This is a genomic window from Aliinostoc maniaoense, from assembly GCF_058172895.1.
Genome location: NZ_CP187952.1, coordinates 4,771,070 through 4,796,910, shown reverse-complemented (window position 1 = coordinate 4,796,910; position 25,841 = coordinate 4,771,070). Strand labels below are relative to the sequence as shown.

Sequence of the window (25,841 nt, the reverse complement as noted above, 5' to 3'; positions counted from 1 at the left end):
AAATGCTCAGGCGGCTAATCCAGTGGTTTAAAGACCTTTTTCAAGGCTTGTTCGGTAAAAAATCAACTCCTGCCAAAGTTCGGGAGAATGTGGCAACCCAACCTCCCCCACCTCTCACCGACACAGATTTAGAATTTCTGTTTACGGAATTTTTAGAAGGAGTACATCAGGCGCGAGGCCAAACCTGGGCATTACGGTGGCTGCAAAATATTGAGCATCGTGTCACAACTGAACGGTGGGTACAGTGGTTAAAGCAGTTTGGTGAAAAATTACTAGCATCATCCTCTCCCAACAATGAATTAGCTGCACGATTAGTGCAACTAGGGGACTTAGGTATAGGAGAAATAGGAGATGTAGCCTATGACATTGGAATGCAGATACTAACCCGCAATCAGGGTGAACCCATCTGGGAATATGACGGGCCTGATGCTGTTAGTACAAATATACCACAAACAGATGAACAATCAACCCCTGATTTTGCTTCAGAAGCAGAATTACAAACAGTCACCCTAGATGAGTTGTTTATTATGTTGCAACAGGATGAAAACTTACGGCGGCAAATGTCCGAACAACTGGCAATTGAAACCGATGATCCCCAGGTGATTGTGGAGACATTAGTTAATCAATATTATGCTGCGAGTCAGTCTAATACGGATGGTGTTTGAGTTGGGGCAGGGTGCAGGGGAGCAGGGGAGCAGGGGAGCAGGGAGCAGGGGGAGCAGGGGGAGCAGGGGGAGAAAAATACAATGCCCAATGCCCCATGCCCAATGCCCCATACCCTTAAAAGAACTAGCTAAGTTTTGTATATTTTTTATAACTATCAGGTGGAAAACTCTGGGTATTTCAGTATATTGCAGGCAAATGGTGATAGATTAAAATTTTTTCAGCACAACGATGGCTACAATCTAGGTTAAACAAAATCCAAGAGTATGGCAGATGCTCACTCGGCTATTGCAGTGGTTTAAAACAATAGAAACACACCCGGTTGCTGTTAACCAGACTGGTTCACTTAAAGCTGCGCGGGAAGCACAGGGGGTAGAAATACCACCTGAACTAACTAATGCGGATCTAGAACTGTTGTATATGCAACTGTTGGAGGGTGTGCATCAAGGACGGGGACAACAATGGGCAATTAAGTTTTTGGAGAGGATGGAAGACCGTATCACTGTGGAGCGGTGGATAGATTGGCTGTTGATCTATGGTGAAAAATTACTCCTCTCGCCTGCACCCAATCATCTAGTAGCTACCCAGATGGTGCAATTAGGTGAATTGGAGATTGGTAAAATCGGTGAATTATCTTATGAAATTGGTATCCAGTTGTTGCATACAGATGCTGATGAATTGTTTGAAGATGAGAATTATACACACTTGTCTGATGATGGAAACGGTGAAAATACTGAAATACAATTAACTTCTCCCGGAGAAGAATTAATCCGTAATTTGGGTGAGCTTTTATGGGAGTCGGAAGATCCAGAACCAGAAATTGTTTTAGCAAGTGGGGATGATGAAAATACGGAAGTTATCGCACAAAGCAGTTCTCAATTCTGGGCGGAAGTTGCTCAAGCAGATAGCGAGGAAACTACGGAACAATCGTTTTGGCAATATCCGCCTGAAGCGACTGAAGCTGTGGAAGAAGGTGATGGGCAAATTTGGCAAGATCAGCCCCAAGAAATTGAGTTTGTCGCCATTGAGCCGATTGTCCCTAGTACTATAGAAAACTTAGACGCACTGAGTTGGGAAGAATTACAGCCAGAGGTTATACCACCGGCAGAAGATATCATCACTAACTTGAGTGAAGTGCTATTTGATGCGCCAGGGACACTCAGGGGAGCGGTTGTTTTATCTAGTCAAGATAATTGGGATCAATCTTTAGCTAATTTAGATTCGGATGTCGCCTATACTCTAGATGAGTTATTAGTGCGATTGGATCAAAGTGCGAGTTTAGTGCAGCAGTTGGCGGCTAATTTAGCAGTTCAGCCGCAGCAACTCCCGGCGATCGCAGGTGAATTTTCCAATCCTTTAGTACAAGCCCAAGCATTATTTTACCAAGGTTTGCAGCAAGCTAAAAATGGTAATTTAGCAGAGGCGATCGCCTCCTATGAACAAGCAATTCAACTCAATCCCCACTCCCATGAATATTGGTTTAATCGAGGCTTAACTTTATTTCATTTGGAACGCCTCACGGAAGCGATCGCCTCTTATGATCAAGCTATTCAACTCAAACCCGATTACTACAAAGCTTGGTATAACCGGGGGGGAACACTGGGGGAATTAGGATTATTTGAAGAGGCGATGGCATCCTTTGAGCAAGCGATCGCTATTCATCCTGATAACCCGGAAGTGTGGGCTAGTAAGGGTTGGGCGCAATTGAAGACAGGACAAATTACTGAAGCGATCGCTAGTTATGATCAAGCCCTGGATCTAGAACCCCAAGAAGCGGAAAACTGGTATTATCGAGGCATTGCCTTGAGTATCAACGAACAACATCAAGCTGCGATCGCCTCCTACGACAACGCCTTAGAAATTCAGCCAGATTTTCACGAGGCTTGGATTGATCGGGGTGTGGTACTGTTTAATTTAAAACAATGGTCAGAAGCGATCGCCTCTTGGGATAAAGCCCTGGCTATTCAACCGAATTTTTACTTAGCTTGGTATAATCGTGGTATCGCTTTAGACAACTTATTACGCCGAGAAGAAGCGATCGCCTCCTATCAGCAAGCTATAGCCATTAAGCCAGATTTTCACTTGGCTTGGTATAATCAAGCCGTCGCCCTATTTTATTTAGAACGATATTTAGAAGCCATATCTTCCTACGACAACGCCTTAAATATTAAACCCGACTATTGGGAGGCTTGGATTGGTAGAGGTACGGCTATTGGTCACATTGATAGTGATAATTTAGATTTATTAACCAGTATCGCTTTAACTCATCCTGCTTTAAATCAGGGTAGTTATGCAGGCAAAATTGCCAGTTATGAAGAAGGCTTAAAACACATTCGTTCCGACACCCATCCAGAAGGTTGGGGGAGATTACATCTAGCAATTGGTAATAGTTATTACGAGCAAGGTAAAAAACAAAATACCCCCCGCAACTATTGGCGTAAAGCTGTAGCTGAATATAATCAAGCACTATTAACTCTGACTAACCAGGATTTTCCTCAGTTACACTTAGAGGTTTTACAATCCCTGATTAAAACACTTTTAGGACTGGGACAAACAGCACAAGCACAAGATTTACTACAACGCGCTACCAATTTATTACAACAATTACTCAACGAACCAACGCGCTCTGATGATAGTAAAAAACAACTAGTTCTTAAATTTGCCGGATTCCCACAAATGATCACTGATATCACTGTAGAATTTGGTGATTTAGTGGAAGCTTGGGAAATAGCAGAATATAGTAAAAACTCTTGTTTAAATGCGCTGCTATTTGGTGGAAATCCAGATATTACTCCCCTGAATTATCGCTCATCAACGCAAACATTACTGAATCCCCAAACAGCCATTATTTACTGGCATATTAGCCCCATTGCTTTACATACATTTATTATTAAAGATCAAGCGCCCTCACCAATTCTGGTTTTCACCCCAATCAAAGATGTGGAAACTAGCAGTAAATCACTGCAAGATTTCCCCTTACCAGAAGCAACTAGGCGGCTGATTAGTTTTGAAAATTGGTTAGAAAATTGGCAGCGAGACTATGAAGAATATCGCCTACAAGCCCAAGATCAAACCAGCAAAAGTAATCATAGTTGGCGGTTAGAAATGGAGGGGAGACTATTACAATTAAAAAATATTTTAGAAATTGATACGATTATTCAAGAATTAGAAAATATCACCCAATTAATTTTAGTTCCTCATCGTGATTTACAACGCCTACCCCTTCATGTGCTTTTCCACATCAACCCAGAAGCACAGCAAAATTTAGAACCAAACTTGAGCGTTACCTATTTACCTAACATCCAAACAGGTTTATCAATCAGGAATGCCAAAGATATTTGGGATTTAACAGAGCAAGCATTACTCAGTATTGAATATCCGACAAATAGCAATCACCCCACCTTCAAATTTGCTAACTTGGAGTCAGAAATTATCTGCCAGATGTTTAATGAACCTTATCGTATCCAAGGAGAAGCAGCAAATAAAGAGAATGTCGAAAATAATTTATTTGATAGATATTTTAGTAATTATAATATCTGTCATTTTGCTGGACAAGTAATTAATAATCTGAGTGAGCCTACTAAATCAGAATTAGCCCTTGCAGGTGAAGATAAACTCACCTTAGCAGAAATCATGCAAGGTAATTTAGCAACATATAACTTAGTCACCCTTTCCGCCTGTGACACCACAAATACTAGTCACCAAAACATTACTAGTGAATATGTGAGTTTAGTTAACGGTTTCTTATCCGGCGGTGTTCCCTATGTATTGAGTACCTTGTGGACTGTAGAATCATCTGCGAGTGCCTTAGTAATTATAGAATTTTATCGGCAACTGCAATTATTGCGATCGCCAAATCTAGCCTTAAGTGCAGCTACAAAATGGCTCAAAGAATTAACCGCCTTAGAATTAACCCAATGGTATGAAGATTTACTCAATCAATTACATCCCCAAGAGTTAAAAATCAGGTCGTATCTAGCCACCCATCTTTATAGAATCAGTAAAATGGAGCGCGAGAAAAAACTCTACTCCCATCCTTATTATTGGGCAGCCTTTATTATTACAGGTAAACCCATGCAAAATAATTTGTAATTCGTAATTCGTAATTCTCTGCTATAAAAGTGCGAAGAAATGGTAGGTTGGGTTGACGCAAGGAAACCCAACACCAACATCCATATTGAATTTTTAAGATCGATGTTGGGTTGCGCTGCGCTTAACCCAACCTACGAAAATTTGGCTACTGCTGCAACCAATTGGTCGATTTCCGATTCTAAAGTCAAATAGTGGACGGTGGCACGGACACAACTTGGGTCAGCAATTGTGCGAGTTAAAATACTTTGAGCATCAAGAAACTGCACTAACTTTACAGGTTCATGATTACTCAGTTGGAAAGCCACAATACCAGATTCTGGGGGTGCGTTGCAAAGACATTTTACATTAGGTAACTCAGCTAAACGTCGCCACAAATATTCACTGTTGTGGCGAATTTGGGCGTAACGGTCCTGTGGTGTTCCCCATTGTCGATGAGTAGCGATCGCCTCCCGCAAACCCAAGTACAATGGGTAAGCTGGGGTAGATATTTCATACCGTCTCGCATCGGGTTTCCAGTTCACAGGTTGGGCTTGACTATTAGTAATAATTCCATACAAACCGATAAAAGTAGGATGCAGACTTCCTAAAACTTCTGGACGCACATATAAACCCCCCACACCTTCCGGGCCACATAACCATTTGTGACCAGTGAAAGCATAGAAATCTACTCCCAATTCTGCTAAATTCAAAGGTAAAGCACCGACAGATTGAGCCGCATCTATTAATAACAAAGAATCATTATTTCTACATACCTCCACAATTTTTTCTAGAGGTAAAACTTGTCCAGTGTTCCAAAAAACGTGACTGAGTACAACTAAGCGAGTGTTGGGGCGCAAATTTTCAGCGATAATTGCTACAGGATCACCCTCATTTAAAGTTGCTTGCAATGGACAAGTAGTGACTTCCACCCCAAACCGCCGGCTAATTTCTTGAGTAGCCGCAATTACCCCAGGATGTTCGCAGTCTGATAATAAAACATGATCGCCAGCTTCCCAGGATATCCCCCACAAAGCGATATTACAGCCCACAGTCACATTATCAGTAAAAGCAATTGTATCAGGTGTGACGTTCAACTCAGAGGCGATCGCTTTTCTCACAGTTTGCATTTGCGCCGTTAACCAAGCACCCGCCTCAGTGCCAAAAGGGCCGATATTCTGGATATGCGCTATAGTTTGGGTAATCGTCTCCATTGTGGCTCTTGGCATCGCCCCCTGTCCACCATAGTTAAAATACAGCTTATTCCCTAAAGCCGGAAATTGTTCCCGATGGTGATGGAGCTTCGCCTGTGCAGTGGAAATAGAAGTCATAAACAATTTAAAATTCAAAATAGCTTGTCTTCTTAGTTTCCCACTCTCTTAACTCAAGAAGTAAGGGTGTAGGAGGAGGCAGGGGGTAGGGGAGCAGGGGGCAAGGGGAGACAAGGGAGACAAGGGAGACAAGGAGCAGGGGAAGCAGGGGGAGAAAAATACAATGCCCAATGCCCAATGCCCTATGCCCTATGCCCAATGCCCAATGCCCAATGCCCAATGCCCAATGCCCAATGCCCTATGCCCAAAACTCCTTAATTTTGAATTTTGAATTTTGAATTTTGAATTGATATGCCCAACCTGAATGCTAATTAATGCTGAACACCTCCTGCAATACCAACGCTGTAAACGCCGTCCAGTTTTAGATATTCACGGTGATAAAACTCAACGAGATACGCCTAGTGAATTGTTGGTAAAACTACAACAGGATAAGAACGCCCATCGCTTAAGTATTTTGGCGCAATTCCCCTATGCAAAACCAGATTACCCTAGAGGACAATGGCAAGCGGGACAAGCCGCTACTATAGAATTAATGCAGCGTGGGGTTGATTATATTTATCAGGGAGTGCTTTTAGCTAATTACAGTCAGTTACTCGATGCACAACCAACATCTTATCATCCTACTTTGCTCAGTTGTCCTGATTTACTTGTCAAACAGCCAGGAGAATCATGTTTTGGCGAGTGGATGTATGTACCAGTCAATATTGAACTGGGTAAGCGTCCTAAACAAGAATACCAAGTAGTGACTGCCTTTCACACCGCAGTTTTAGCTACAGTGCAAGGGGTAACACCGTCAACGGCTTGGTTAATGCTACGGACGAAACAAAGCAAGTATCCCATAGATTTATCTAGATGGACACAGCAAATGCAAGCGATTTTGCAGGAGTTCATCCAGGCTATAGAAGCGGAAACTAAACCAGAAATATTTATCTCCCGTCAGAAGTGTAATCTTTGTCAGTGGCATAGTCAATGTTATGCGATCGCTAAGTCTGAGCAACACCTGTCTCTGTTACCGGGAGTCTCTCCCCTTCGCTACACCCAACTGCAAACCCTCTCTATCACAACCCTGGAATCTCTCGCTGATACTACTCCCGATACTTTAGAAAATCTTGTCGGTTTCGATTCTCAAGTCGCTACTAAGTTAGTTATCCAAGCCCAATCAGTCTTACAAAACCAGCCTCTGATTTTACCATTTCCACCCCAGGAACTAGATATTACCCCCAACTCTCCAATAGAACTCTACTTTGATATTGAAGCCCAACCAGATTTAAATTTAGATTATCTTTTAGGTGTGTTGGTGGTGAATAAACAAACCAACACCAAGGAATTTTATTCTTTTTTAGCAGAAAATCCAGAACAAGAAGAATTAATTTGGCAACAATTTCTAGAGTTAGTTTGGCAATATCCCGACGCACCGATTTATCATTTTTGTGTTTACGAACTAGATACTGTCAAACGCCTAGCCAAGTTGTACCGTACCCCTAATAAATTAGTACAACCAGTCTTAAATAGATTTGTCGATATTTACGAATATCTTACCTCAACTGTAGCATTACCCATAGAAAGTTACGCCCTAAAAGCGATCGCTCGCTGGTTAGGATTTGAATGGCGTAATCCTGAAGCCAGTGGAGCTAAGTGTATTTACTGGTATGAGCAATGGTTAGAAACAGGCGATCGTTCTCTCTTAGAAATCATCAGCAGCTACAACGAAGACGACTGTCACGCCACCCACCGCGTCAAAGATTGGTTATTTGATTTCCTAGAACACAAGTATCATTTAAAACACGCTATTGAAATGTAAAGTAATTTTGGTTATAGCATTTCCTACTCTGCTGATGTACAAATCTCTGCGTACCTTTGCGCTTTACTCCGCGCGACGGCAGTCGCTTCAAGTCGGCAAAGCCGCCCAACGCGCTGCCTCTCCTCTGCGTTTCCAAATTTATTTTCAACCAAAACACTTCTTTTACGCTATCATGATAACGATTCTCATTCTTTGGTAAAGAGCCTACAATTAACATCACAGCAACACCTCAACCCAGTTGCCAAAACCAGTTCGTAGTCAGGACTTTAGTCCTTCTTGCCTCAGCAGATAGTTACAACAATTTTGAATTAACAAATACTATATATGGTCAATTCCCTCACCCAGTCCCAGGAAAAATCACAGCAGCATGATAGCGACAACCTCACACGCATTCGCCATACCTGCGCCCACATCATGGCGATGGCAGTACAGCAGCTATATCCAGGGACGAAGGTAGCAATTGGCCCAGTTACAGAAACCGGATTTTACTACGACTTTGATTGTCCAGTCAGCCTCACCCCCGATGACTTAGAAAAAATCGCCACAGAAATGCGGCGGATAATTAAAGCTAACCTCCCCGTCATCCGGGAAGAAGTAGAACGAGAGGAAATTCGCACCGAAATCACCCAATTAAACGAACCATACAAATTAGAAATCTTAGAACGCATTCCCCCAAGAGAAATCATCACCCGCTACTTTATTGGTAGTCCTGAAGTTGGACAGACAGAATCATCATTATTTGTTACCGACATTCAACCAGCTAATAACTATTGGTGGGATTTATGTGCAGGGCCACACATTAATTTTACGGGAGAAATTGCCCCTGATTCTTTCCAATTATTGAATATAGCTGGTGCGTATTGGTTAGGCGATGAAACCAAACCCCAACTACAGCGCATTTACGGTACAGCCTGGGAAACCGCAACAGAATTACAAGCTTATCTCAAACAAAGAGAAGAAGCTTTACGCCGTGATCATCGAAAATTAGGTCAAGAACTTAACTTATTTAGCATTCAAGAAGAAGCTGGCGGCGGGTTAGTATTTTGGCATCCCAAAGGCGCGAGTATTCGCTATATCATTGAAGATTATTGGCGCAAATCTCACCTTGAATCAGGTTATCAATTACTCTACACACCCCATGTAGCCAATCTTGATTTATGGAAAACATCAGGTCATTTTGACTTCTATCAAGAGAATATGTTTGACTCAATGGAAGTGGAAAATCAGGCTTATCAAATTAAGCCCATGAATTGTCCCTTTCATGTTTTAACTTATAAAAATCAATTGCATTCCTATCGAGAATTACCCTTAAGATGGGCGGAATTAGGTACAGTCTATCGTTATGAACGTTCTGGGGCTTTACATGGTTTAATGCGCGTCCGAGGATTTACCCAAGATGATGCTCATATCTTCTGTTTACCTCAGCAAATTGCCGATGAGATTTTAGGAGTTTTAAATCTCACAGAGCAGATTTTATCAGATTTTGGTTTTAAAAATTATGAGGTGAATCTTTCTACCCGTCCTGAAAAATCTGTAGGAACTGATCAAGTTTGGAAATTAGCTACTTCTGCGTTAAAAGCAGCCTTAGATACTAAAGGTTGGGATTATGTTGTTGATGCTGGTGGCGGTGCTTTTTATGGCCCTAAAATTGACATCAAAATTCAAGATGCTATTGGTCGTTTGTGGCAATGCTCCACTATTCAAGTAGATTTTAATTTACCAGAACGCTTTGATATGGAATATATTGCGGCTGATGGTAGTCGTCAAAGACCAATTATGATTCATCGGGCTATTTTTGGTTCACTAGAAAGATTTTTTGGTATCTTAATTGAAAACTACGCCGGTGATTTTCCCTTGTGGTTAGCACCAGTACAATTGCGATTATTACCAGTTAGTGATGATGTGAGAAAATATGCGGAATCTGTAGCCAGTGAATTGAAAAAATCTGGTTTTAGAGTAGAAATAGATAACACTGGAGAACGTTTAGGTAAGCAAATTCGCACAGCAGAATTAGAAAAAATTCCCGTTGTGGCTGTTGTGGGTAAGAAAGAAGTAGAAAATCAAAATTTAAGTGTGAGAACTAGACAAGCTGGAGATTTAGGAGCAATGACATTAAATGAACTGGCGCATCTTTTACAAGAGGCTATAATTGCTAAAATTCCTGAATCAAATCGTCTAGACTTCACCTGAATCAAGTAGTTTATCAAAATATCACTGCACTATGAATACTATCACTGCACCAACTCAAAACATAATTCCTGATATTCCTAAACGGGGAATGCCTGTGACAATCATCACAGGATTTTTAGGAAGTGGTAAAACTACACTCCTCAATCAAATTCTCAAAAACAAGCAAGATTTAAAAGTTGCAGTTTTAGTCAATGAGTTTGGGGATATCAACATCGATAGCCAACTGCTAGTTTCTTTAGATCAAGATATGGTGGAACTCAGCAATGGCTGTATCTGTTGTACTATTAATGATGGCTTAGTTGATGCTGTTTATCGTGTGTTAGAACGAGAAGACCGTATTGATTATATGGTAATTGAAACCACAGGTGTAGCTGATCCATTACCAATTATTTTAACATTTCTAGGCACAGAACTGCGAGATTTAACTAGTCTAGATTCAATCTTAACTGTAGTTGACGCGGAAACATTTAACCAAGAGCATTTTGAAAGTGAAGCAGCTTTAAAACAAATTACCTATGGTGATATTATTCTCCTGAATAAAACAGACCTTGTAACTTCAGATAAACTGCAAGAAGTAGAAAGTTACATTCATGATGTGAAAAATGGGGCAAGAATTTTACACACGAAATATGGTGAAGTAGCTCTACCTTTAATTTTAGGTGTAGGTCTAACTCCCACAGATGATTATACTGAGCATGATCTAGAAGATGATCATCATCATCATGACCACCATGACCACCATGACCACCATGACCACCATGACCACCATCATCACAAACATCACTCTCATCATTTAGAGAATGACGGGTTTGTGTCGATATCTTTTCAATATGATAGACCTTTTGATGTCCATAAATTTGAAAACTTTCTCTCTGAAGAAATGTCAGAGAATGTTTTCCGAGCTAAGGGGATTTTATGGTTTAGCGATAGTGAATTGCGGCACATATTTCAACTGAGTGGCCCACGCTATAACCTCCACGGTGATGAATGGCGCACTCCACCCAAGAATCAGTTAGTTTTTATTGGTAGAAAATTAGATTCTGAGCAAATTCATACACAACTTGAGCAATGTTTGATATGATTAAGAAATGTTAACAATAGAATGTTAACGAATGCAACAAGTAATGATGCTCTTTAAGGCTGCATTACCTTACTTGATAATTTTCTACCAATTAATAAACCAAGAAAATGACTTTATCGATTCGTCCCGATGCAAATTCTGCTGCTCAGTTAGTGTCATCTTTACCTACTAAGCATTCAGCAACTGTCACCGAAGCGGAAATGGTTCAAGCTGTACGTACTTTGTTAATTGGCTTAGGAGAAAATCCTGATAGAGAAGGTTTATTAGATACTCCTAAGCGAGTGGTGAAGGCTTTGCAATTTCTTACCAAAGGATATCATGAATCTTTAGATGAACTGCTCAATGGAGCAGTATTTACAGAAGATGCTGATGAAATGGTATTAATTCGGGATATCGATATTTTCAGTTCTTGTGAGCATCATATCTTGCCCATTATTGGACGCGCTCATGTTGCTTATATTCCCAATGGTAAGGTAATTGGGTTATCAAAAATTGCGCGAATTTGTGAAATGTATGCACGTCGTTTGCAAGTACAAGAACGGCTGAATTTGCAAATTGCTGATGCGCTACAAGGTTTACTCAAACCCCAAGGGGTAGCTGTAGTAGTAGAAGCCACTCATATGTGCATGGTAATGCGTGGTGTGCAGAAACCTGGTTCTTGGACTGTTACTAGTGCAATGCGTGGTGTGTTTGCTGATGATGCACGCACTCGTGAGGAATTTATGAATTTGGTGCGACATAAAGCCAGTTTTCATTAATAAGTTTTGGCTAGAGTGGATGTTTCTTTAGTGTGTTCCCTGTAGAGATGAGAATTTTCTTGTCTCTACATTTTTATACAGTTTTAGTATCATCATCGGTGAAGCAAATTAAATAAGTAATGAGTAATAAGTAATAAGTAATAAGTAATGAGTAATGAGTAATGAGTAATACTGTATTTTTCAGGAGGTAATGTTGTGGAAATAATAGAGAAGTTGAAGTTTAATGAACAGGGTTTAATTCCAGCGATCGCACAAGATTATCTTGATGGTACTGTCTTAATGATGGCTTGGATGAATGCCGAATCAATTCACAAAACTTTATCTACTGGGGAAGCTCATTATTGGAGTCGTTCCCGTGGGGAATTGTGGCATAAAGGCGCGACATCTGGGCATATTCAGAAAGTCCAAGAGTTCTTTTATGATTGTGATGGTGACACGATTTTACTCAAAATTGAGCAAATCGGTGATATTGCTTGCCATACAGGGGCAAGAAGTTGCTTTTTTCAGAAAATCAACCTAATTTCCTAATTATAACCGATATTCCCCAGGAATATTTCCATAAGGTGATACTAAAATTTTGGCATTTTGGCAACTTATGGAAAATTCTATTTGATATCTTTGTAGTCATTGCAAGGATAAGTGTAGTTGCAACATTAAGCGCGGCATCTATATACCTTACAACCTATTAAATTTACTATTTTTCAACCTCCAAGGTGTATTACCACTTTCAAGCTATGTAGACGGGTGTAACCCGTCTTTTTTTGTCTCCTATGAGATGTATTAGTTAATACCTAAATAATGTAATATCAGTTTTTGCAGCATTTGCATACATCCCCTAGGAAGATGCGAGAGTATGAAAATAATAGGTAAATTAGTCCGGGATGTTGTTATGCACTGGATTTAAAGAGAGGTTTGGTCATGAGCCAAACCTTTTTTTTTCATCCCATCGAAAAGAACGCTTCAACTTGTCTCGTTTTTCTTTCCCCAGTCCCTAATCCTTAGAACAATTTAAACACCCAGACAGCTAGGCAATAAGTTAAACTGCGAGTATAAAAGAAAAACAATAAATCAACTTGTACTGTGTATTGACAGAGCATTAACATGGCACATCGCTATTCGTCTGGGGATAATAAACCTGCTGTTGGGGCAATTCAGGGTGTTTCCTCTAAACCTGAATCTGGGAAAAGGAAAAGGATGAATTTGTCTTCAATTATAGCGATCGCAATTTTACTAACTGGTGCAGGGTTAGTTATATCTGCTACCTGGATTGGAGTGCTGTTGATTTTCGATCCCCAACAACTGGGTTGGCTCAATATTGTTTTACCAGAGTGGGCGCAAATTCCCATGAGTCACAGCCAAAATCCCCAGACTCTCCAGCAAATTCGGGATAGTTTGAGTCACAAACAAAAAATTGTTGGGGAGACAATAGCTTTAGATGAAGACGATAACTCTTTTGTTCTCCCAGTGTTGCGCCAACGTGCCAACTGTCAATCTCATTGTCAGGAAGTGGTAGAACTGAGGGTTTATCAGATAGAAAACCTGCAATACCAAGCACAGCCCGAAAAGTTTTATCGTTTAACGAACCAACTAGCCATCACAGGAGTAGAAGAATCTTTTGCTTTTGCTCCCTTAGTTGATCCCACATTAGAAAATATAGAAGCTAGTCAGACCTTACCGTTAACCCAGATTCAACGCTTTGAAGGCAAAACACCAGGGAGAGGAGTCTGGTTATATTTACAGGGTGAGCGTCAACAAGGCACTCATGCGATCGCTTACGGTCACATTATCTATTACAATCCCCAACGGAGTAATCTACAACAAATGCTCTCTTGGACAAGTCCCAACGGTCAACTACCCAAATGGGAGCAGGTAACAGGAGATAGTCAAAAAGAATTAGTAATTGATCAAACTATTGGTCTAGAACCACAGTTACAAGTTTATCAAGTGAAAACTCTCAAGCTATACCTCAAACCTCTGCAATTAGAACCCATCACTCTCACACCATCAGCTATTCAAGATAATTCCTTCCGAAATGCTCTGTTGATTGCCCGCAGTGGCTTATGGACACCTGCATTTCAATGGTTGCAATCGCTCAAAAAACAACGCCGAGACTTTTTACCAGCCACAGCGCAAGCACAAATTGATCTTATTCGGTTACACTCCCAACTTACTAAAACCCAAGCTGATAAAACTTGGGCGAGTCCCAGCCAACAAGTGCTAGCAGACTTAGTTGATGGTCGTTGGGAAAAAGCTTTACAGGTGTTTGAGAACTCACCACAAAACACTCAAGAAATCGCTACTCTCTTAAAAAATGATCAAGGTCGGTTATGGAAACGAGTTTTAGCTGAACTCAAAGTCAATCCTAGTAGAACATCGGTTCAAGCTTGGGGTGCGTTGATATTAGCAGTCAAAGAAGGCGAACAACAGGCAAATAACTGGTTAGAGCAACAACCAACCATCAAAACAGCAACTCTGACAAATATTCAAACTCTACTTCAAAAACTCAACACCAGAGTCACAACTACTCAAGCCACATCTGAAAATGGGGAGTAGAAGGTTGATGGTTAGGTTGAAACTCAATGCCTAACTCTAAATTCCAAAATTGTTTGACTGTTGACTATTCATTGTTGACTCTGCATAATCACTGCTGCCAAATTCATTGGCTCGTGCGCTGGATACTAGTGTCCAACCAGCTTTGAGCAATTTTTGATAAGTTGCCCAGCCTTTAGAGCCACCTGGAACTTGATAATCTGGTACTGAATATTGGGGGAAAGTTGTGTAGGGTCGCCAAGGTTGATGAGGCGCAGTTTGCAGATATAAGATTTTCTCTCCGTCTCCGCTAGTTTTAGAGATCCAACACATTTGTCGATACATGGCAAACTCCATTACTTTGTGCTTATACTGCATATTGGCAGCTTTCTGTCAATACTTCTTCACCCTTGTGGGATAGTTTTAAATTTTACTAGGGTAGTCAACTTATCTACAATCTCAAATCGTACAATTACCTAAATAAATGTCCGGCATTGAAATTGCTGATTGCAAGCTATGTAGATAGACGAATTATGGAAATGTTTGTGCTTCAATTTAAGGCACGAATAAGATTTTTTTAATGTTATCTGGGGATACTAAAGATGTATGTATCAAGAATTACGGTTTTGCAAATTCTTAAACTTTTGTGACGAATTATAGATGATTTAGTGATCAGTTTTGACCACTTTATAAATGTCTGCGACTAGCTCTTGGTAATAGGATTGAGATAAAACTGGGGTTGAACCTTGTAGTTGCACAGGCGATTCTAGATCAATCCATGATTTGCAACCACCATACTCTGCACGATAGGGAATTTCTTGAGCTTGGGGTAGTTGGTAAGTCCGTAGTAAGAGAATAAATATTGGTTGCTGGGGTTTCCACTTCAGGCGATCGCGGATAAAGTTATCATTCCAGATATGAAAAGGTAGTAAGTTGTTGACAATTGACTGCTCACTAACTGGCAAAATATCGGTAATCTCTGCCCAACTACCAATCCGTATTGTTTCTGGATGCCATCCTGGTGTGACTGGATGTACAAGATCAGCATATTCAGCTTTGAGTAAGCTAGATTGCTGATGCTCATAGGTGGGGTAAAGTAAAACCTGCTGATGCGCCACTTGGAAACGGCCTTGCTGTTCATGAATACCGCCTTTACGCAGCAACATAATTGTTTTACCAGTTTCTAAAGCATTAACTGCAACTGCCCACTCTTTGAGGGTATGCACTGTTTGAGCCAATTCCGTCAGCATAAGCATCTACTGTAACTCTGATTTAATTTTGACCAAAGACCGTTACAGTATAAAACTATCCAGGGATATGAATTAAGGAAAGGTTATGCAGAAGCGCAGACTTGGTACATCAGATGTACACATTACACCCATTCTCATGGGAACTTGGCAAGCAGGTAAAAAAATGTGGGTGGGAATTGAGGATGCTGACTCAATTAAAACTATTCGAGCCGCCTTTGAAGCTGGCATCACTACCATAGACACGGCAGAGGTTTATGGTGAAGGACATTCTGAGCAAATTGTCGCTGAAGCTTTATCTGATGTCCGGGATCAAGTAGAGTATGCAACTAAAGTTTTCTCCAACCATCTTAAGTATGACCAAGTAATTGCAGCTTGCGATCGCTCCCTCAAAAATCTCAAAACTGATTACATCGATCTTTACCAAATTCATTGGCCATCTGGTTCTTTCAATAGTCAGATTGTGCCAATTGCCGAAACCATGAACGCCCTTAATGATCTCAAAGCACAAGGTAAGATTCGCGCCATTGGTGTTTCTAACTTTTCCCGCACTCAATTAGCTGAAGCTGCCCAGTACGGACGTATTGATAGTTTACAGCCTCCCTACTCCCTATTTTGGCGACAAGTAGAAAAAGACGCGATGCCTTATTGTGTGGAAAATAATATTTCTATCTTGGCTTATTCACCCCTAGCCCAAGGATTGTTAACCGGAAAATTTTCACCGGGGCATCAGTTTGATCCCGGAGATAACCGCGCTCAAAATAAGTTATTTCAAGGTGAGAATTTTCAACACGCTGCACAAGCTTTAGAAAAACTGCGTCCGATAGCAGAAGCACATCATTGTACTTTAGCTCAGTTAGCTTTAGCTTGGTTAATTGCTCAACCGCAAACAAATGCGATCGCAGGCGCGCGTTATCCCCAACAAGCCAAAGACAACGCCCTAGCCGTCGATGTGAAACTTTCGGCTGATGAAATTGCCCAAATTGATGCGATCGGCCGCCTTGTCACCGACCCTCTCGATCAGAATCCTGTAATGTGGAATTGGTAAGCTGTTACACCTATAAATTGCCCCCTACCCCCTGCCTCACAAGTGTAGGTTTTTTACCAAGCAGTGAGTAATGACTCTCAGACTAACGAAAGAATCATCGTTTTACTAACCCCTACACCCTTACACCCCTACACCCCAAAACCAAGGTTTTTGGTACACAGTATAAAAAACCTACACCTGCCCCCTGCCCAATCCCCACCCTTATTGCAAAAATCTACAAAATATCAACTTTAGTAAAGTAAGGATTGATCATCACTAAAGTCAGTGCTAACTTAAATATCAAGACATCACACAAAGCAAATCAAACCAAAGGGTAAATGACTCGATGTCTCCCGTCATCAGCCCAAGCAATGTTCAGCATATTTATGTCATGTGGTCAAAAGCCCCGAAAAGGCAAAACCAAATCCCAAAGCGGAAAAACAAAGATTGCTGAATTTGCTAGTTACACTGTTCACCCTAGTTAGAAACTTTCTCAACTACTTTTTGACTAACTTTAAACCTTTGAAATCAATAGATATTGAAAAACCTGGTCAACCCGTACCAGGTTTTTCAATGTTATGGTGATTTTAACCTTCATGAATCAATGAAACATAATTATCGGCTGTTAACATTAACCATATTTTTAGCTACTTATTGCTTATCTTGCAGTACTTCTTTAGAAAGAAGAACAGAACAGGCAAAAGCAAATTCACCACAACAAAAAGCACCACAAATTAGCTATGGTGACTTTACTATTAAAGAACAATCAGATTATTTAATGATTCCTGTCCAGGTAAAAGGAGAGTCAAACAGATCAAATATTTTAGAAAGTTCAGGTTCTTATAAAAGAAATAATAATACTTTATATAACATTATATTTTATCGGAAACAAGATGGTGAAACTCATCTTCTCCTGGATAAAAAAGCAATTATTAATTCGTTCCATTTTATAGACACCAAAACACCACCGAAGTCACCTACAAGAGTTTGGCTTTATCAAATTATTGACCAAGATACTAACCAAGATCAAGAACTCAACCAAGAAGATGCTGTAATTGGCTATATTTCTGATTTATCAGGAAAGAATCTTCAGCAAGTCACACCAAATAATACCAAAATCATTAATTGGGTTGTTGTTCCCAGTCAAAACGCTGTTTTTATTAGAATCATCAAAGATTCTAATAATGACAATAAATTTACAGCTACAGATAAAACTAATTTCATTCGCGTTAATCTTGAGCAACCCAGTATAGGTACAGAAGTTATTAGCGACGAAATAGAACAAAAAATCAAATCTTACATTGTTAAATAAAAAACTCCACCCACAAGGAAATGGAGTTTTTGGGCATGGAAAATTGGGGAGGCAGTCACGCGTGCGGCTCTGCCGCCGGGTGAACTGCCTAACCCGGAGGGGTTTCCCGACTTGAGCGGACTGCCGTCATGGGGATAGAGTTTCCCGCCGTTTTCCATGAAAAATCTCAGTATAGTATAGTGCCGTATTTTACGAATCAGAATCAAATGCTTGGGGCTAATTAGAAATAGTCAGATTTTGGATTGGGAAGGAGTTATCAAAACCAGAGATTGTCCCTCAATTTGGGTAATAAATCTTTTGTCGCCAAATCTAGTCATGTCCCAATCCAAAATCTAAATTCATATATTGAATAATCCAGGATTAGTCATTATCCCATTGTTCACGACCAATGAGATCGCCGATGCGATCGCGTAATAAGAAATCACACTTCTCTAACTCACACTCTACACAAACCCACTCTCTAGCAGGAATGTACTGACACAGCGTATATATTGGCTGCTGTCGGCTAACCATTCCTTTTTCTACCAGTCGGCGTGCTTCGTCCTGAATTACATCTAGAGAGTAGTAATTTATAGAGGGCACCGTATTCACACTCATGGTTTTTACTCACAAATTTACACGTAAATAGTGTTCCCAGCAATTATAGGGAACAAACATGACAAAAATTAGACTTGCGCTTAGGGTTTTGTAGTTTGCTATACGGAACTGATTCCATTTTGACGCTATACCCCACAAAATTATGTAAATAAATGTTAAGAATGTCAAGTTCCTATGACATTTACTGCATAGCATCAAATTTTAGAATCAACTGGCGGCTGACTGCAACCTGCCAGAAAATTCATTAGTACAACAGACCTATCTCAAGAGAGATGCAAACACCAACTCGTGACAACAAAAGCAGAAATTGCTAGCGGAAGCGAGTATATAAACTGTTGCGGATATTATCTAGATAAGGGCTACCCTACACTAGTAAGACCTCTCAAAAGGCATAAGTTAATAATTTCTTAAAGCAGACAATTGTTTGATTAAGCTGAATTTAATTAACTAACTGATCGCTAGTAACATCTGTCTTAGGGTGAAATGAGATGTTTCTAGAGTAACAGTAGCCATTAAAGACTGATATCCAACTAGAGGGGTACTTGGGAAGTCATCAATGTGACAATTAAGACTTAAGTCATCATCTCCTAACATATAGTTACGTAAGTACATAAACCCTAAATTATGAATTTTTATTGAGCTAGTGACTGTATTATCAGTACATTTATCAAGATTTGGATATTTTTTATCTGGAAGTTTCTGATTAAGACATCAAACTCAGTAGTTTGACTGCCAGATCGTAACATTTTTGCCCATAAAAGCTTTAGGGGTTCTCACCCCCAATCTTGAGTCATTCAAATAAAAACAGACGTGGCGAAAACACGTCTGGGAATCGATTGGCGAATTGCTCGGCAATTAATTATTCTGAAACCTGCTCATCAGTTTCATCAGTTTTGTGGCGCGATCGCTCATACTCAAGCTGGTTTAATAGTGATAGTACTTTAGTTCCCCGTTCAATCGAACGGTCTTCAATAAAAATCACCTCTGGTGTACGACGCAGCCTCACCCGCGCCCCCAGTTCACTCCGTACAAAACCAGTGGCTGACTTTAAACCCGCCATTGTTTCTGCTTTGGCTTCATCTGTGCCATATATGCTGACATATATTTTGGCGTGTTGGAGATCCCCAGAAACATCAACATCAGTTACACTGACCATTCCTGTACCAACACGGTCATCTTTAATGCCATTTAGTAGCATTTGGCTAACTTCCCGTTTAATCAACTCAGCAACACGGGAAACGCGGCGATTTGTAGCCATATAAATCATACCTCCCCACAGAGGTTGGACAACAACAAGTATAAGCCAGATCGAAACAGTGACTGCTATTTTGCTTATGCCCTGCTCCCTTCACAGAACTCAGCACTCAGTTTAGTCAATTGAGTCAAACAATTTGGGATTTTGGATTTTAGATTCAATCCCAAATCCCAAATTTAAAATCTAAAATTTCCAGAGTCAAGTTACAATACAGCAATTATTAGTTTAAGCCTAGATAGTACTTAGTCCCAGCATTGCGCGTAATGTGAAAGTGAGAAACGCCAAGCCACCTATAAATAAACCCAAAATAGCCACTAAAGTTACTGGACGCTTTAATAAAGGGAATAATGGCTCTATGGTGTTGAGCAGCAGGCCTAACACGATAGTAATCAAGTAGCGGGGGTAGCGAAAAACATTATCCCAAAATCCGTCAAACATTTTAATTGAGACTGCCTTGTTATAAAACTAACGCTTGTTTTGATGTACTTTATCCTCCTTATTGTAATCTATATGTACTGGAAAACTACTCAATTACATCTCAAATATGCTTCCTTAGTTATTGATGAGCTATAGAGCAGTTTTAATTTGATATTAGATAAAAGATATAGCCATCCTCATAACTGCTGTATAATCTCATGGCTCAACTACAACGAATTGCGATCGCACCCTCTCAACTCCAAGAAAGTCAAATTTTACTCACACCCCAACAAGAACATTATTTAAAGCGGGTGTTACGTTTGCGTGAGGGTGAGCAATTTATTGCGATGGATGGACTAGGTAAATGGTGGTTAGCTGAGATTTCTGGAGAACAAGCACAAGTATTAAAACCGTTAATTGTTGAGACTGAGTTACCTGTAGCGGTGACTTTAATCATGGCTTTACCTAAAGGTAGCGGCTTTGATGAAGTTGTACGTATTTCCACAGAATTAGGAGTAGCTTGTATTGCACCAGTTTTGAGCGATCGCACTTTACTAAATCCTAGTCCCCAAAAGCTGGAACGTTGGCGACGCATTGCCGCAGAAGCTGCCGAACAATCAGAACGGGCTTTTGTCCCGACAATTTTAGAGCCTGTGACTTTTAAAGAAGCTGTGATTAATAGCACAGCCAGTCAACGTTATCTTTGTGAAGCCCGTGGTGAGTATAGCCATCTTCAAAGTGTCATTAACCCGATTGCTAATGATGTTGCGATTGCTACCGGGCCGGAAGGAGGCTGGACAGATAGAGAAATTGAGGAAGCAATAGCGGTGGGATTTCAACCAGTATCTTTAGGTCGTCGCATCTTACGAGCAGTCACCGCACCCATCGTAGCATTATCCCTAATTTCCGCAGCGTGTGAAGTATAAATGAGTTATCACCAGTGTGCATGGGATATCTCATGATTGAACAAGTTGCGATCGCTTTTGAGCATAAAGATTATAAAACAGCAGCGAAGTTACTTAAACCACTGCTAAAAGAATCGCCGGATAATCCTTGGGTGGTATTTTATTTTGCCAGGCTACAGGAAGTTTCCGCAAAGTATCAAGAGGCTGAAAAACTTTATCGGCGATTGTTGTTAATGACAACTAATCATCGGATTGTCTCACAAACACGGCAGGCTTTGCAAAGGTTGCAAGACATTCAAAAAGAACAAAAACAAAGAGCCATTGCTGAAGCTACAGCCGAACCCAGTAATACAGAACCGGGAGTATTAATCTTAGAACCTCTCGATAATGAACAAAAAAACCAAGTAGCGGCTAAATTTGCTCAAATTATGCAGCTAGACCCCTACACTGCCAAGTTATTACTTCCCAGTCGTTCTTGGAAATATTATCGCAGTGGACGCATTGGTGAACTCAAGTTTTATGGGATGCAGTTACAACACGCTGGTATCCCTTGTTTTTGGACAACCTTGAAAGCAATTACACAAATTCAAGTTTATCAGGTACAGTATTTTGACCAATCACAGCCAAAACCGACTGTAATTTGCTCTAACCACACAAATATAGTTGGTTCTCTCACCTTTGATTGGTCGGAAGTCTCTGCACAAGTCTTAGGACTATTGCCTATTTTTGAGCAAGTTGTGGATGTTAACGTACATCGTCAACTAGAACGCAAAACTCAAACCCAAGATTATGCCCAATTTTGTGATTTACACTTACCAGAGAGACGTTGTATTTTGCGAATATGCGATCGCCAACGGCGGGCGGAACGCGATCGCAGTTATAATTTTCCACAAGCTGTAGAAATCACTCCCTCAGCTCATCAAAATACCATCAGAATTAATTGGAATCATCTACTAGACTGGCTCAGGCAATATCTACAATCAGTCAAATATTACTCAGACTTTACACCCTTTGCTCAGACAGTCCTAGAACAAACAGAAATGCTGAGTAAAATAGAATCTCACATTCACCTGTTTCGCAGAGAGAAGACCTATTGGGACTCAGCATTTCATTTATATAGTGGACTAATATTTCACAAACATCAGGCACAAGACCTTTAGTTACCTGTCACCTGAACAACTTAGCCAGGAGTTTTTACTTGACGCGCCATATCTAAATAACTGTTCATATTCGCACCTGGACGACGACGACCATTTGAACCACTCACAGAAGGAATTAAATACTTGGGTGCAAATGTTGTTTCAGTTGGTGTAGCGGGTTTAGTGCTGGCTGCGGGTGCGGGTGCGGGTGCGGGTGCGGGTGCTGCGGCTGGTGCAGATTTGCCATTTTGAGCAGCTTCTTTCTTCACAGCCTTCTCAGGAGTAGGAGCAGCTTCTGATTTTGGCGTTTCTGCTGCTTTGGCTTTTGTACCGTTAGACTTTGCTACTGCTGGTTGAGACTCAACAGGTGCTGAACCTGTACCAGTTTCTTCTAGTTGTAAGTAGTAGCCATCGTTTTTACTACCAGGTAACAGCCCAGTAATAAAACCGATGATGCCACTGATTAGTTTTTTGATAAAACCGAACATGGGATATTTCTCCTGAAGTCTATAACTTGTTAAATTTGACCGCAATATTAATAATTACGTCACAATGCTAAGTTTTGTGATATTCAGCTATTTGTGATCAAACTTGATTGGTTTGGTTTCAATCAGGCTTAAAGCTAGAGTTATAAGAGTCTTAAGTCTTATTTAGCAGTAGTGTGCAATATCTAAACACTGAAGACTAATTATTAAATTTTACCCTAATCTAAAGCAAGATTCTGAAAGCTTACTTAACAAAAATTAACATAATTTTCTCTGATGGTTATCTATTGTCACCCATGATGATGACAGTTAGTGGGGGCAGGGGGCAGGGGGCAGGGGGCAGGGGCAGGGGGACAAGGGGGACAAGGGGGACAAGGGGGACAAGGGGGACAAGGAGGACAAGGGGGACAAGGGAGATAAGGTACTTAAATTAATGAACTGTGAACAGTTATTAGGTGACTAATAACTGATAACTAATGACTGATGATGTCTCATCTCTAATAATTGAAATCAACCAGTCTCAAGAGTGTCATAATCTGGCTTCTGGTAAAGATTAGACTCGGTTACATTTTCTACATATAGCCTTAGCCAGATTGATTAGGATATCAAGCCAGCATAAAACTCTGAAACTAAAAGTCTTGTAATTCAGTCAACAATCAACCATCAACGATTAAAAATAATGAACACGAAAAACCAACAGCATAATCCTGTATTGTTGGTGCATGGCATTACCGATACGGAAGCAGTCTTTGATGAAATGGCTGTATTTTTAGGAAAACAGGGTTGGCCTGTGTTTTCACTAGATTTAATTCCTAACAACGGTGAAGTAGGTCTAGATGTATTGGCACAGCAGCTAGCTAATTATATTGCCAGTAACTTTGCACCCGAACAAACTTTAGATATAGTCGGCTTTAGTATGGGCGGAATTGTCAGCCGTTACTATATCCAACGCCTGGGAGGAATTAACCGTGTGCAACGGTTTATTACAATTTCTTCTCCCCATCATGGTACTGTTGTTGCCTATGCTTCCCGGAATGTTGGATGTGTACAAATGCGTCCTAACAGCGAATTTATCAAAGACTTAAATACTGATGGAGAAATTTTACAACAGTTAAATTTTACTTCTATTTGGACAAATTACGATTTGATGATTATTCCTGCGAATAGTTCCAAAATGCCTGTAGGTAAAGAAGTAATTATCCCTGTAGCATTGCATTCATGGATGTTGACAGATTCTCGGTGCATAGCAGCCGTAGCCACAGCTTTAGCAGAACCTATAAAGACTAATTCCTATCACCAATTTGAGTATATTCATAGCTCCCAAAAATTGCCTCTGGGTGGCGATAATATTTAAATTCCATTAAATTATTAAACGGATCTTCTAAAAAGAAAGTCCGATGTTCCAAGGTAGAACCAACAAAACGATTTTTGGGTTCTTCCCGAAATAACAGCTGTTTTTGTTGCGCCCTTTGTAGGAGGGCTTCCCAGTCTGTTTCTGTAGTAAAAATTAAACCAAAGTGCCGGGGATAAATAGTACGCTGGCGGGTTAGGGGTTCTCTGGTGAGATGGGCTACTAATTGATGCCCGTAAAGATTGAGAATGAGGGCTTGGGGGTTTTCACGGCCGGGTGTGCAGCCTAAGCCATCAACATAGTATGCTTTGGCCTGGGCAATGTCAGTTACAGGGAAGGCTAGATGAAATATGGTTTGGTTCATGGTGGGAATTGGGAATTGGGCATGGGGCATGGGGCATGGGGCATGGGGTAGTTCGAGGTTAGTTATAATTTTTTTGCTATTTTGCCTGTTAATTTCTCCTTGAACCTGTAAAGAAAATATAAACTATGTGCTTTCGGGATGGGGAGGTTAATCAAATTTTTAGGCAGATATATACTTAATATCTTGCATCATTCTCAACAAGCCTAAAAAACCGGGTTTCTGAACGAAAGATTAAGGTTTCTAAGCTGAGGGATTTGCAAGAAACCCGGTTTTTAACCGAGGTGCAGGGTTGGTGGGTGAATTTTGAGGGATAGATTCTGCTGTTAGCTCTAAAATTCGCTATTCTGGTTGATATCCGGGCAACACTACCGATGGTTTATTGCTGATGTTCTCATTAATTAGCTCTGCCAATCCTTGGTTAGTGGGAGTAGGACTCAACGCTATTTTGTTGAGTTTGGTTTGGTTTGCTCCCAAAAAACTGTTAACTCCGGCGGGGATATTCCACGCTTGGTTACTAGGGGTGTTAATTTGGGGAACTCTAGGTTGGCAAGGATATGTAGTAGTGGGGTGTTACTTTTTAGTGGGTTCTGGTGTGACGCGTATTGGCTTGGCACAAAAAGAGGCGGAAGGGATAGCTGAAAAACGCTCAGGTGCAAGAGGCCCGGAAAATGTTTGGGGTTCGGCGTTGACTGCGGCGTTGTGCGCTGTAGGATTTGGACTGATTAATAGTGGACTAATTTTACCTAATTCCGAGTCTCTTATCCCCAATCTCCAGTCTCTCCTCCTATTGGGTTATGTGGCAAGTTTTAGTACAAAGTTGTCTGATACCTGTGCTAGTGAAGTGGGTAAAGCCTACGGTAAGCGAACTTTTTTAATTACTACACTGCAACCTGTAGCTAGAGGTACAGAGGGTGCTGTGAGTTTAGAGGGGACTTTAGCGGGTGTAGTAGCTTCAGTTGCGATCGCTATTTTAGGTTGGGGTGTGAGTTTAGTTTCACCGATGGGTATACTGTGGTGTGTCTTAGCAGCCTTTGTGGCCACAAATTTAGAAAGTGTTATCGGTGCAACCCTACAAGCTAAATATACTTGGCTGACAAATGAAGTTGTTAATATTTTTAACACTTTAATTGGTGCGATCGCTGCCATGCTATTCGCATTTATCTGGGTAAGTTTCTTTGCTTAGGAGTGCAGGGAATATTTGATTTTTTAATGGAGGCTTGGGGTGTTTTAGCACCGAAAGCTTTGGGAGGAGGTGCGTTACGGCTTACGCCTAATACACCCTACTAGACTAAATAACTCTAATTAAGAGTCGCTTTAGCTA

At 40.7% G+C, this 25,841-nt stretch carries 24 protein-coding genes; 15 read left to right on the top strand and 9 right to left on the bottom strand.

The genetic code is table 11. The features are described from left to right. The first annotated feature begins 2 nt into the window (after positions 1-2). The 3 genes from ACPZ3T_RS20745 to ACPZ3T_RS20735 are packed head-to-tail and all read left to right on the top strand — an operon-like array spanning position 3 to position 4,755. Entirely contained in the window at positions 3-665 is a 663-nt protein-coding gene (locus tag ACPZ3T_RS20745; RefSeq protein ID WP_490271349.1) for a hypothetical protein, read from the top strand. After that, a complete protein-coding gene (locus tag ACPZ3T_RS20740) occupies positions 655-876 on the top strand; it encodes a hypothetical protein (RefSeq protein WP_490271348.1) in 222 nt (73 codons plus the stop codon). Before ACPZ3T_RS20745 ends, ACPZ3T_RS20740 begins: the two co-directional genes overlap by 11 nt. A gap of 60 nt (positions 877-936) precedes the next feature. Further along, the gene (locus ACPZ3T_RS20735; protein ID WP_490271347.1) at positions 937-4,755 is read left to right on the top strand and encodes a CHAT domain-containing protein; all 3,819 of its coding nucleotides are present in this window, start codon (positions 937-939) and stop codon (positions 4,753-4,755) included. A gap of 131 nt (positions 4,756-4,886) precedes the next feature. On the opposite strand, the gene ACPZ3T_RS20730 is transcribed toward ACPZ3T_RS20735, so the two are convergent. Next, positions 4,887-6,062 (bottom strand): aminotransferase class V-fold PLP-dependent enzyme, encoded by a 1,176-nt coding sequence (locus tag ACPZ3T_RS20730; protein WP_490271346.1) that lies wholly within the window; start codon positions 6,060-6,062, stop codon positions 4,887-4,889. A gap of 304 nt (positions 6,063-6,366) precedes the next feature. On the opposite strand from ACPZ3T_RS20730, the gene ACPZ3T_RS20725 reads away from it, so the two are divergent. The 6 genes from ACPZ3T_RS20725 (at position 6,367) to ACPZ3T_RS20700 (ending at position 14,445) form a co-directional block, all read left to right on the top strand. Further along, the gene (locus tag ACPZ3T_RS20725; protein WP_490271345.1) at positions 6,367-7,863 is read left to right on the top strand and encodes a TM0106 family RecB-like putative nuclease; all 1,497 of its coding nucleotides are present in this window, start codon (positions 6,367-6,369) and stop codon (positions 7,861-7,863) included. A gap of 324 nt (positions 7,864-8,187) precedes the next feature. Beyond that, entirely contained in the window at positions 8,188-10,053 is a 1,866-nt protein-coding gene (gene thrS, locus ACPZ3T_RS20720; protein ID WP_490271344.1) for a threonine--tRNA ligase, read from the top strand. A gap of 31 nt (positions 10,054-10,084) precedes the next feature. After that, positions 10,085-11,134: a CobW family GTP-binding protein gene (locus tag ACPZ3T_RS20715; protein ID WP_490271343.1), complete on the top strand. Its 1,050-nt coding sequence runs from the start codon at positions 10,085-10,087 to the stop codon at positions 11,132-11,134. A 107-nt stretch (positions 11,135-11,241) separates the two neighbouring features. Further along, the gene (gene folE / locus ACPZ3T_RS20710; RefSeq protein ID WP_490271342.1) at positions 11,242-11,892 is read left to right on the top strand and encodes a GTP cyclohydrolase I FolE; all 651 of its coding nucleotides are present in this window, start codon (positions 11,242-11,244) and stop codon (positions 11,890-11,892) included. 201 nt (positions 11,893-12,093) lie between these two features. Then, entirely contained in the window at positions 12,094-12,420 is a 327-nt protein-coding gene (gene hisI / locus ACPZ3T_RS20705) for a phosphoribosyl-AMP cyclohydrolase (protein ID WP_490277303.1), read from the top strand. Positions 12,421-12,993: 573 nt separating this feature from the next. Beyond that, positions 12,994-14,445 carry a hypothetical protein gene (locus tag ACPZ3T_RS20700; protein WP_490271341.1) on the top strand — a complete coding sequence of 484 codons (1,452 nt, stop codon included), beginning with the start codon at positions 12,994-12,996 and terminating at the stop codon, positions 14,443-14,445. Positions 14,446-14,481: 36 nt separating this feature from the next. On the opposite strand, the gene ACPZ3T_RS20695 is transcribed toward ACPZ3T_RS20700, so the two are convergent. Then, the gene (locus tag ACPZ3T_RS20695; RefSeq protein ID WP_490277302.1) at positions 14,482-14,766 is read right to left on the bottom strand and encodes a hypothetical protein; all 285 of its coding nucleotides are present in this window, start codon (positions 14,764-14,766) and stop codon (positions 14,482-14,484) included. Positions 14,767-15,086: 320 nt separating this feature from the next. Further along, positions 15,087-15,671: a DUF1802 family protein gene (locus ACPZ3T_RS20690; RefSeq protein ID WP_490271340.1), complete on the bottom strand. Its 585-nt coding sequence runs from the start codon at positions 15,669-15,671 to the stop codon at positions 15,087-15,089. A gap of 85 nt (positions 15,672-15,756) precedes the next feature. Between ACPZ3T_RS20690 and ACPZ3T_RS20685 the strand changes: the two genes are divergently transcribed. Together ACPZ3T_RS20685 and ACPZ3T_RS20680 are read left to right on the top strand one after the other, a co-directional pair. Further along, positions 15,757-16,716: an aldo/keto reductase gene (locus tag ACPZ3T_RS20685; protein ID WP_490271339.1), complete on the top strand. Its 960-nt coding sequence runs from the start codon at positions 15,757-15,759 to the stop codon at positions 16,714-16,716. Between the two features lie 583 nt (positions 16,717-17,299). Continuing rightward, positions 17,300-18,007 (top strand): hypothetical protein, encoded by a 708-nt coding sequence (locus ACPZ3T_RS20680; protein WP_490271338.1) that lies wholly within the window; start codon positions 17,300-17,302, stop codon positions 18,005-18,007. On the opposite strand, the gene ACPZ3T_RS20675 is transcribed toward ACPZ3T_RS20680, so the two are convergent. From ACPZ3T_RS20675 to ACPZ3T_RS20660, 4 genes are all read right to left on the bottom strand, one after another. Next, positions 17,992-18,165 (bottom strand): hypothetical protein, encoded by a 174-nt coding sequence (locus tag ACPZ3T_RS20675; protein ID WP_490271337.1) that lies wholly within the window; start codon positions 18,163-18,165, stop codon positions 17,992-17,994. The two genes, ACPZ3T_RS20680 and ACPZ3T_RS20675, sit on opposite strands and share 16 nt — an antisense overlap. 202 nt (positions 18,166-18,367) lie before the next feature. Beyond that, positions 18,368-18,604, bottom strand: a complete 237-nt coding sequence (locus tag ACPZ3T_RS20670) for a DUF4327 family protein (RefSeq protein ID WP_011319422.1) — start codon at positions 18,602-18,604, stop codon at positions 18,368-18,370. An 859-nt stretch (positions 18,605-19,463) separates the two neighbouring features. Continuing rightward, complete coding sequence (rbfA, locus tag ACPZ3T_RS20665; RefSeq protein WP_490271336.1) at positions 19,464-19,862, bottom strand: 30S ribosome-binding factor RbfA; 399 nt, start codon at positions 19,860-19,862, stop codon at positions 19,464-19,466. A 228-nt stretch (positions 19,863-20,090) separates the two neighbouring features. Further along, a complete protein-coding gene (locus ACPZ3T_RS20660) occupies positions 20,091-20,297 on the bottom strand; it encodes a DUF751 family protein (RefSeq protein WP_490271335.1) in 207 nt (68 codons plus the stop codon). A gap of 197 nt (positions 20,298-20,494) precedes the next feature. Between ACPZ3T_RS20660 and ACPZ3T_RS20655 the strand changes: the two genes are divergently transcribed. Together ACPZ3T_RS20655 and ACPZ3T_RS20650 are read left to right on the top strand one after the other, a co-directional pair. After that, the gene (locus ACPZ3T_RS20655) at positions 20,495-21,202 is read left to right on the top strand and encodes a 16S rRNA (uracil(1498)-N(3))-methyltransferase (protein ID WP_490271334.1); all 708 of its coding nucleotides are present in this window, start codon (positions 20,495-20,497) and stop codon (positions 21,200-21,202) included. A gap of 32 nt (positions 21,203-21,234) precedes the next feature. Next, complete coding sequence (locus ACPZ3T_RS20650; protein WP_490271333.1) at positions 21,235-22,341, top strand: tetratricopeptide repeat protein; 1,107 nt, start codon at positions 21,235-21,237, stop codon at positions 22,339-22,341. A 20-nt stretch (positions 22,342-22,361) separates the two neighbouring features. On the opposite strand, the gene ACPZ3T_RS20645 is transcribed toward ACPZ3T_RS20650, so the two are convergent. After that, positions 22,362-22,808, bottom strand: a complete 447-nt coding sequence (locus ACPZ3T_RS20645; RefSeq protein ID WP_490271332.1) for a hypothetical protein — start codon at positions 22,806-22,808, stop codon at positions 22,362-22,364. A 676-nt stretch (positions 22,809-23,484) separates the two neighbouring features. Here ACPZ3T_RS20645 and ACPZ3T_RS20640 point away from each other — a divergent pair. Next, entirely contained in the window at positions 23,485-24,159 is a 675-nt protein-coding gene (locus ACPZ3T_RS20640) for a lipase family alpha/beta hydrolase (protein WP_490271331.1), read from the top strand. Here the strand turns inward: ACPZ3T_RS20640 and ACPZ3T_RS20635 are convergent. Then, positions 24,089-24,520, bottom strand: a complete 432-nt coding sequence (locus ACPZ3T_RS20635) for a VOC family protein (protein WP_490277301.1) — start codon at positions 24,518-24,520, stop codon at positions 24,089-24,091. The genes ACPZ3T_RS20640 and ACPZ3T_RS20635 overlap by 71 nt on opposite strands. A gap of 385 nt (positions 24,521-24,905) precedes the next feature. Here ACPZ3T_RS20635 and ACPZ3T_RS20630 point away from each other — a divergent pair, with 385 nt between their 5' ends. Continuing rightward, positions 24,906-25,703: a TIGR00297 family protein gene (locus ACPZ3T_RS20630; protein ID WP_490271330.1), complete on the top strand. Its 798-nt coding sequence runs from the start codon at positions 24,906-24,908 to the stop codon at positions 25,701-25,703. Positions 25,704-25,841 lie beyond the last annotated feature (138 nt).

Coding starts and splice junctions, on each gene's coding strand:
- ACPZ3T_RS20700 (WP_490271341.1), top strand. CDS start 12,994: ATGGCACATCGCTATTCGTCTGGGGATAATAAACCTGCTGTTGGGGCA.
- thrS (WP_490271344.1), top strand. CDS start 8,188: ATGGTCAATTCCCTCACCCAGTCCCAGGAAAAATCACAGCAGCATGAT.
- ACPZ3T_RS20745 (WP_490271349.1), top strand. CDS start 3: ATGCTCAGGCGGCTAATCCAGTGGTTTAAAGACCTTTTTCAAGGCTTG.
- rbfA (WP_490271336.1), bottom strand. CDS start 19,862: ATGGCTACAAATCGCCGCGTTTCCCGTGTTGCTGAGTTGATTAAACGG.
- ACPZ3T_RS20695 (WP_490277302.1), bottom strand. CDS start 14,766: ATGTATCGACAAATGTGTTGGATCTCTAAAACTAGCGGAGACGGAGAG.
- ACPZ3T_RS20655 (WP_490271334.1), top strand. CDS start 20,495: ATGGCTCAACTACAACGAATTGCGATCGCACCCTCTCAACTCCAAGAA.
- ACPZ3T_RS20715 (WP_490271343.1), top strand. CDS start 10,085: ATGAATACTATCACTGCACCAACTCAAAACATAATTCCTGATATTCCT.
- ACPZ3T_RS20630 (WP_490271330.1), top strand. CDS start 24,906: ATGTTCTCATTAATTAGCTCTGCCAATCCTTGGTTAGTGGGAGTAGGA.
- ACPZ3T_RS20670 (WP_011319422.1), bottom strand. CDS start 18,604: ATGAGTGTGAATACGGTGCCCTCTATAAATTACTACTCTCTAGATGTA.
- ACPZ3T_RS20690 (WP_490271340.1), bottom strand. CDS start 15,671: ATGCTGACGGAATTGGCTCAAACAGTGCATACCCTCAAAGAGTGGGCA.
- ACPZ3T_RS20640 (WP_490271331.1), top strand. CDS start 23,485: ATGAACACGAAAAACCAACAGCATAATCCTGTATTGTTGGTGCATGGC.
- ACPZ3T_RS20635 (WP_490277301.1), bottom strand. CDS start 24,520: ATGAACCAAACCATATTTCATCTAGCCTTCCCTGTAACTGACATTGCC.
- ACPZ3T_RS20740 (WP_490271348.1), top strand. CDS start 655: ATGGTGTTTGAGTTGGGGCAGGGTGCAGGGGAGCAGGGGAGCAGGGGA.
- ACPZ3T_RS20675 (WP_490271337.1), bottom strand. CDS start 18,165: ATGGAAAACGGCGGGAAACTCTATCCCCATGACGGCAGTCCGCTCAAG.
- ACPZ3T_RS20730 (WP_490271346.1), bottom strand. CDS start 6,062: ATGACTTCTATTTCCACTGCACAGGCGAAGCTCCATCACCATCGGGAA.
- ACPZ3T_RS20725 (WP_490271345.1), top strand. CDS start 6,367: ATGCTAATTAATGCTGAACACCTCCTGCAATACCAACGCTGTAAACGC.
- ACPZ3T_RS20650 (WP_490271333.1), top strand. CDS start 21,235: ATGATTGAACAAGTTGCGATCGCTTTTGAGCATAAAGATTATAAAACA.
- ACPZ3T_RS20645 (WP_490271332.1), bottom strand. CDS start 22,808: ATGTTCGGTTTTATCAAAAAACTAATCAGTGGCATCATCGGTTTTATT.
- ACPZ3T_RS20660 (WP_490271335.1), bottom strand. CDS start 20,297: ATGTTTGACGGATTTTGGGATAATGTTTTTCGCTACCCCCGCTACTTG.
- folE (WP_490271342.1), top strand. CDS start 11,242: ATGACTTTATCGATTCGTCCCGATGCAAATTCTGCTGCTCAGTTAGTG.
- ACPZ3T_RS20685 (WP_490271339.1), top strand. CDS start 15,757: ATGCAGAAGCGCAGACTTGGTACATCAGATGTACACATTACACCCATT.
- ACPZ3T_RS20735 (WP_490271347.1), top strand. CDS start 937: ATGCTCACTCGGCTATTGCAGTGGTTTAAAACAATAGAAACACACCCG.
- ACPZ3T_RS20680 (WP_490271338.1), top strand. CDS start 17,300: ATGAAACATAATTATCGGCTGTTAACATTAACCATATTTTTAGCTACT.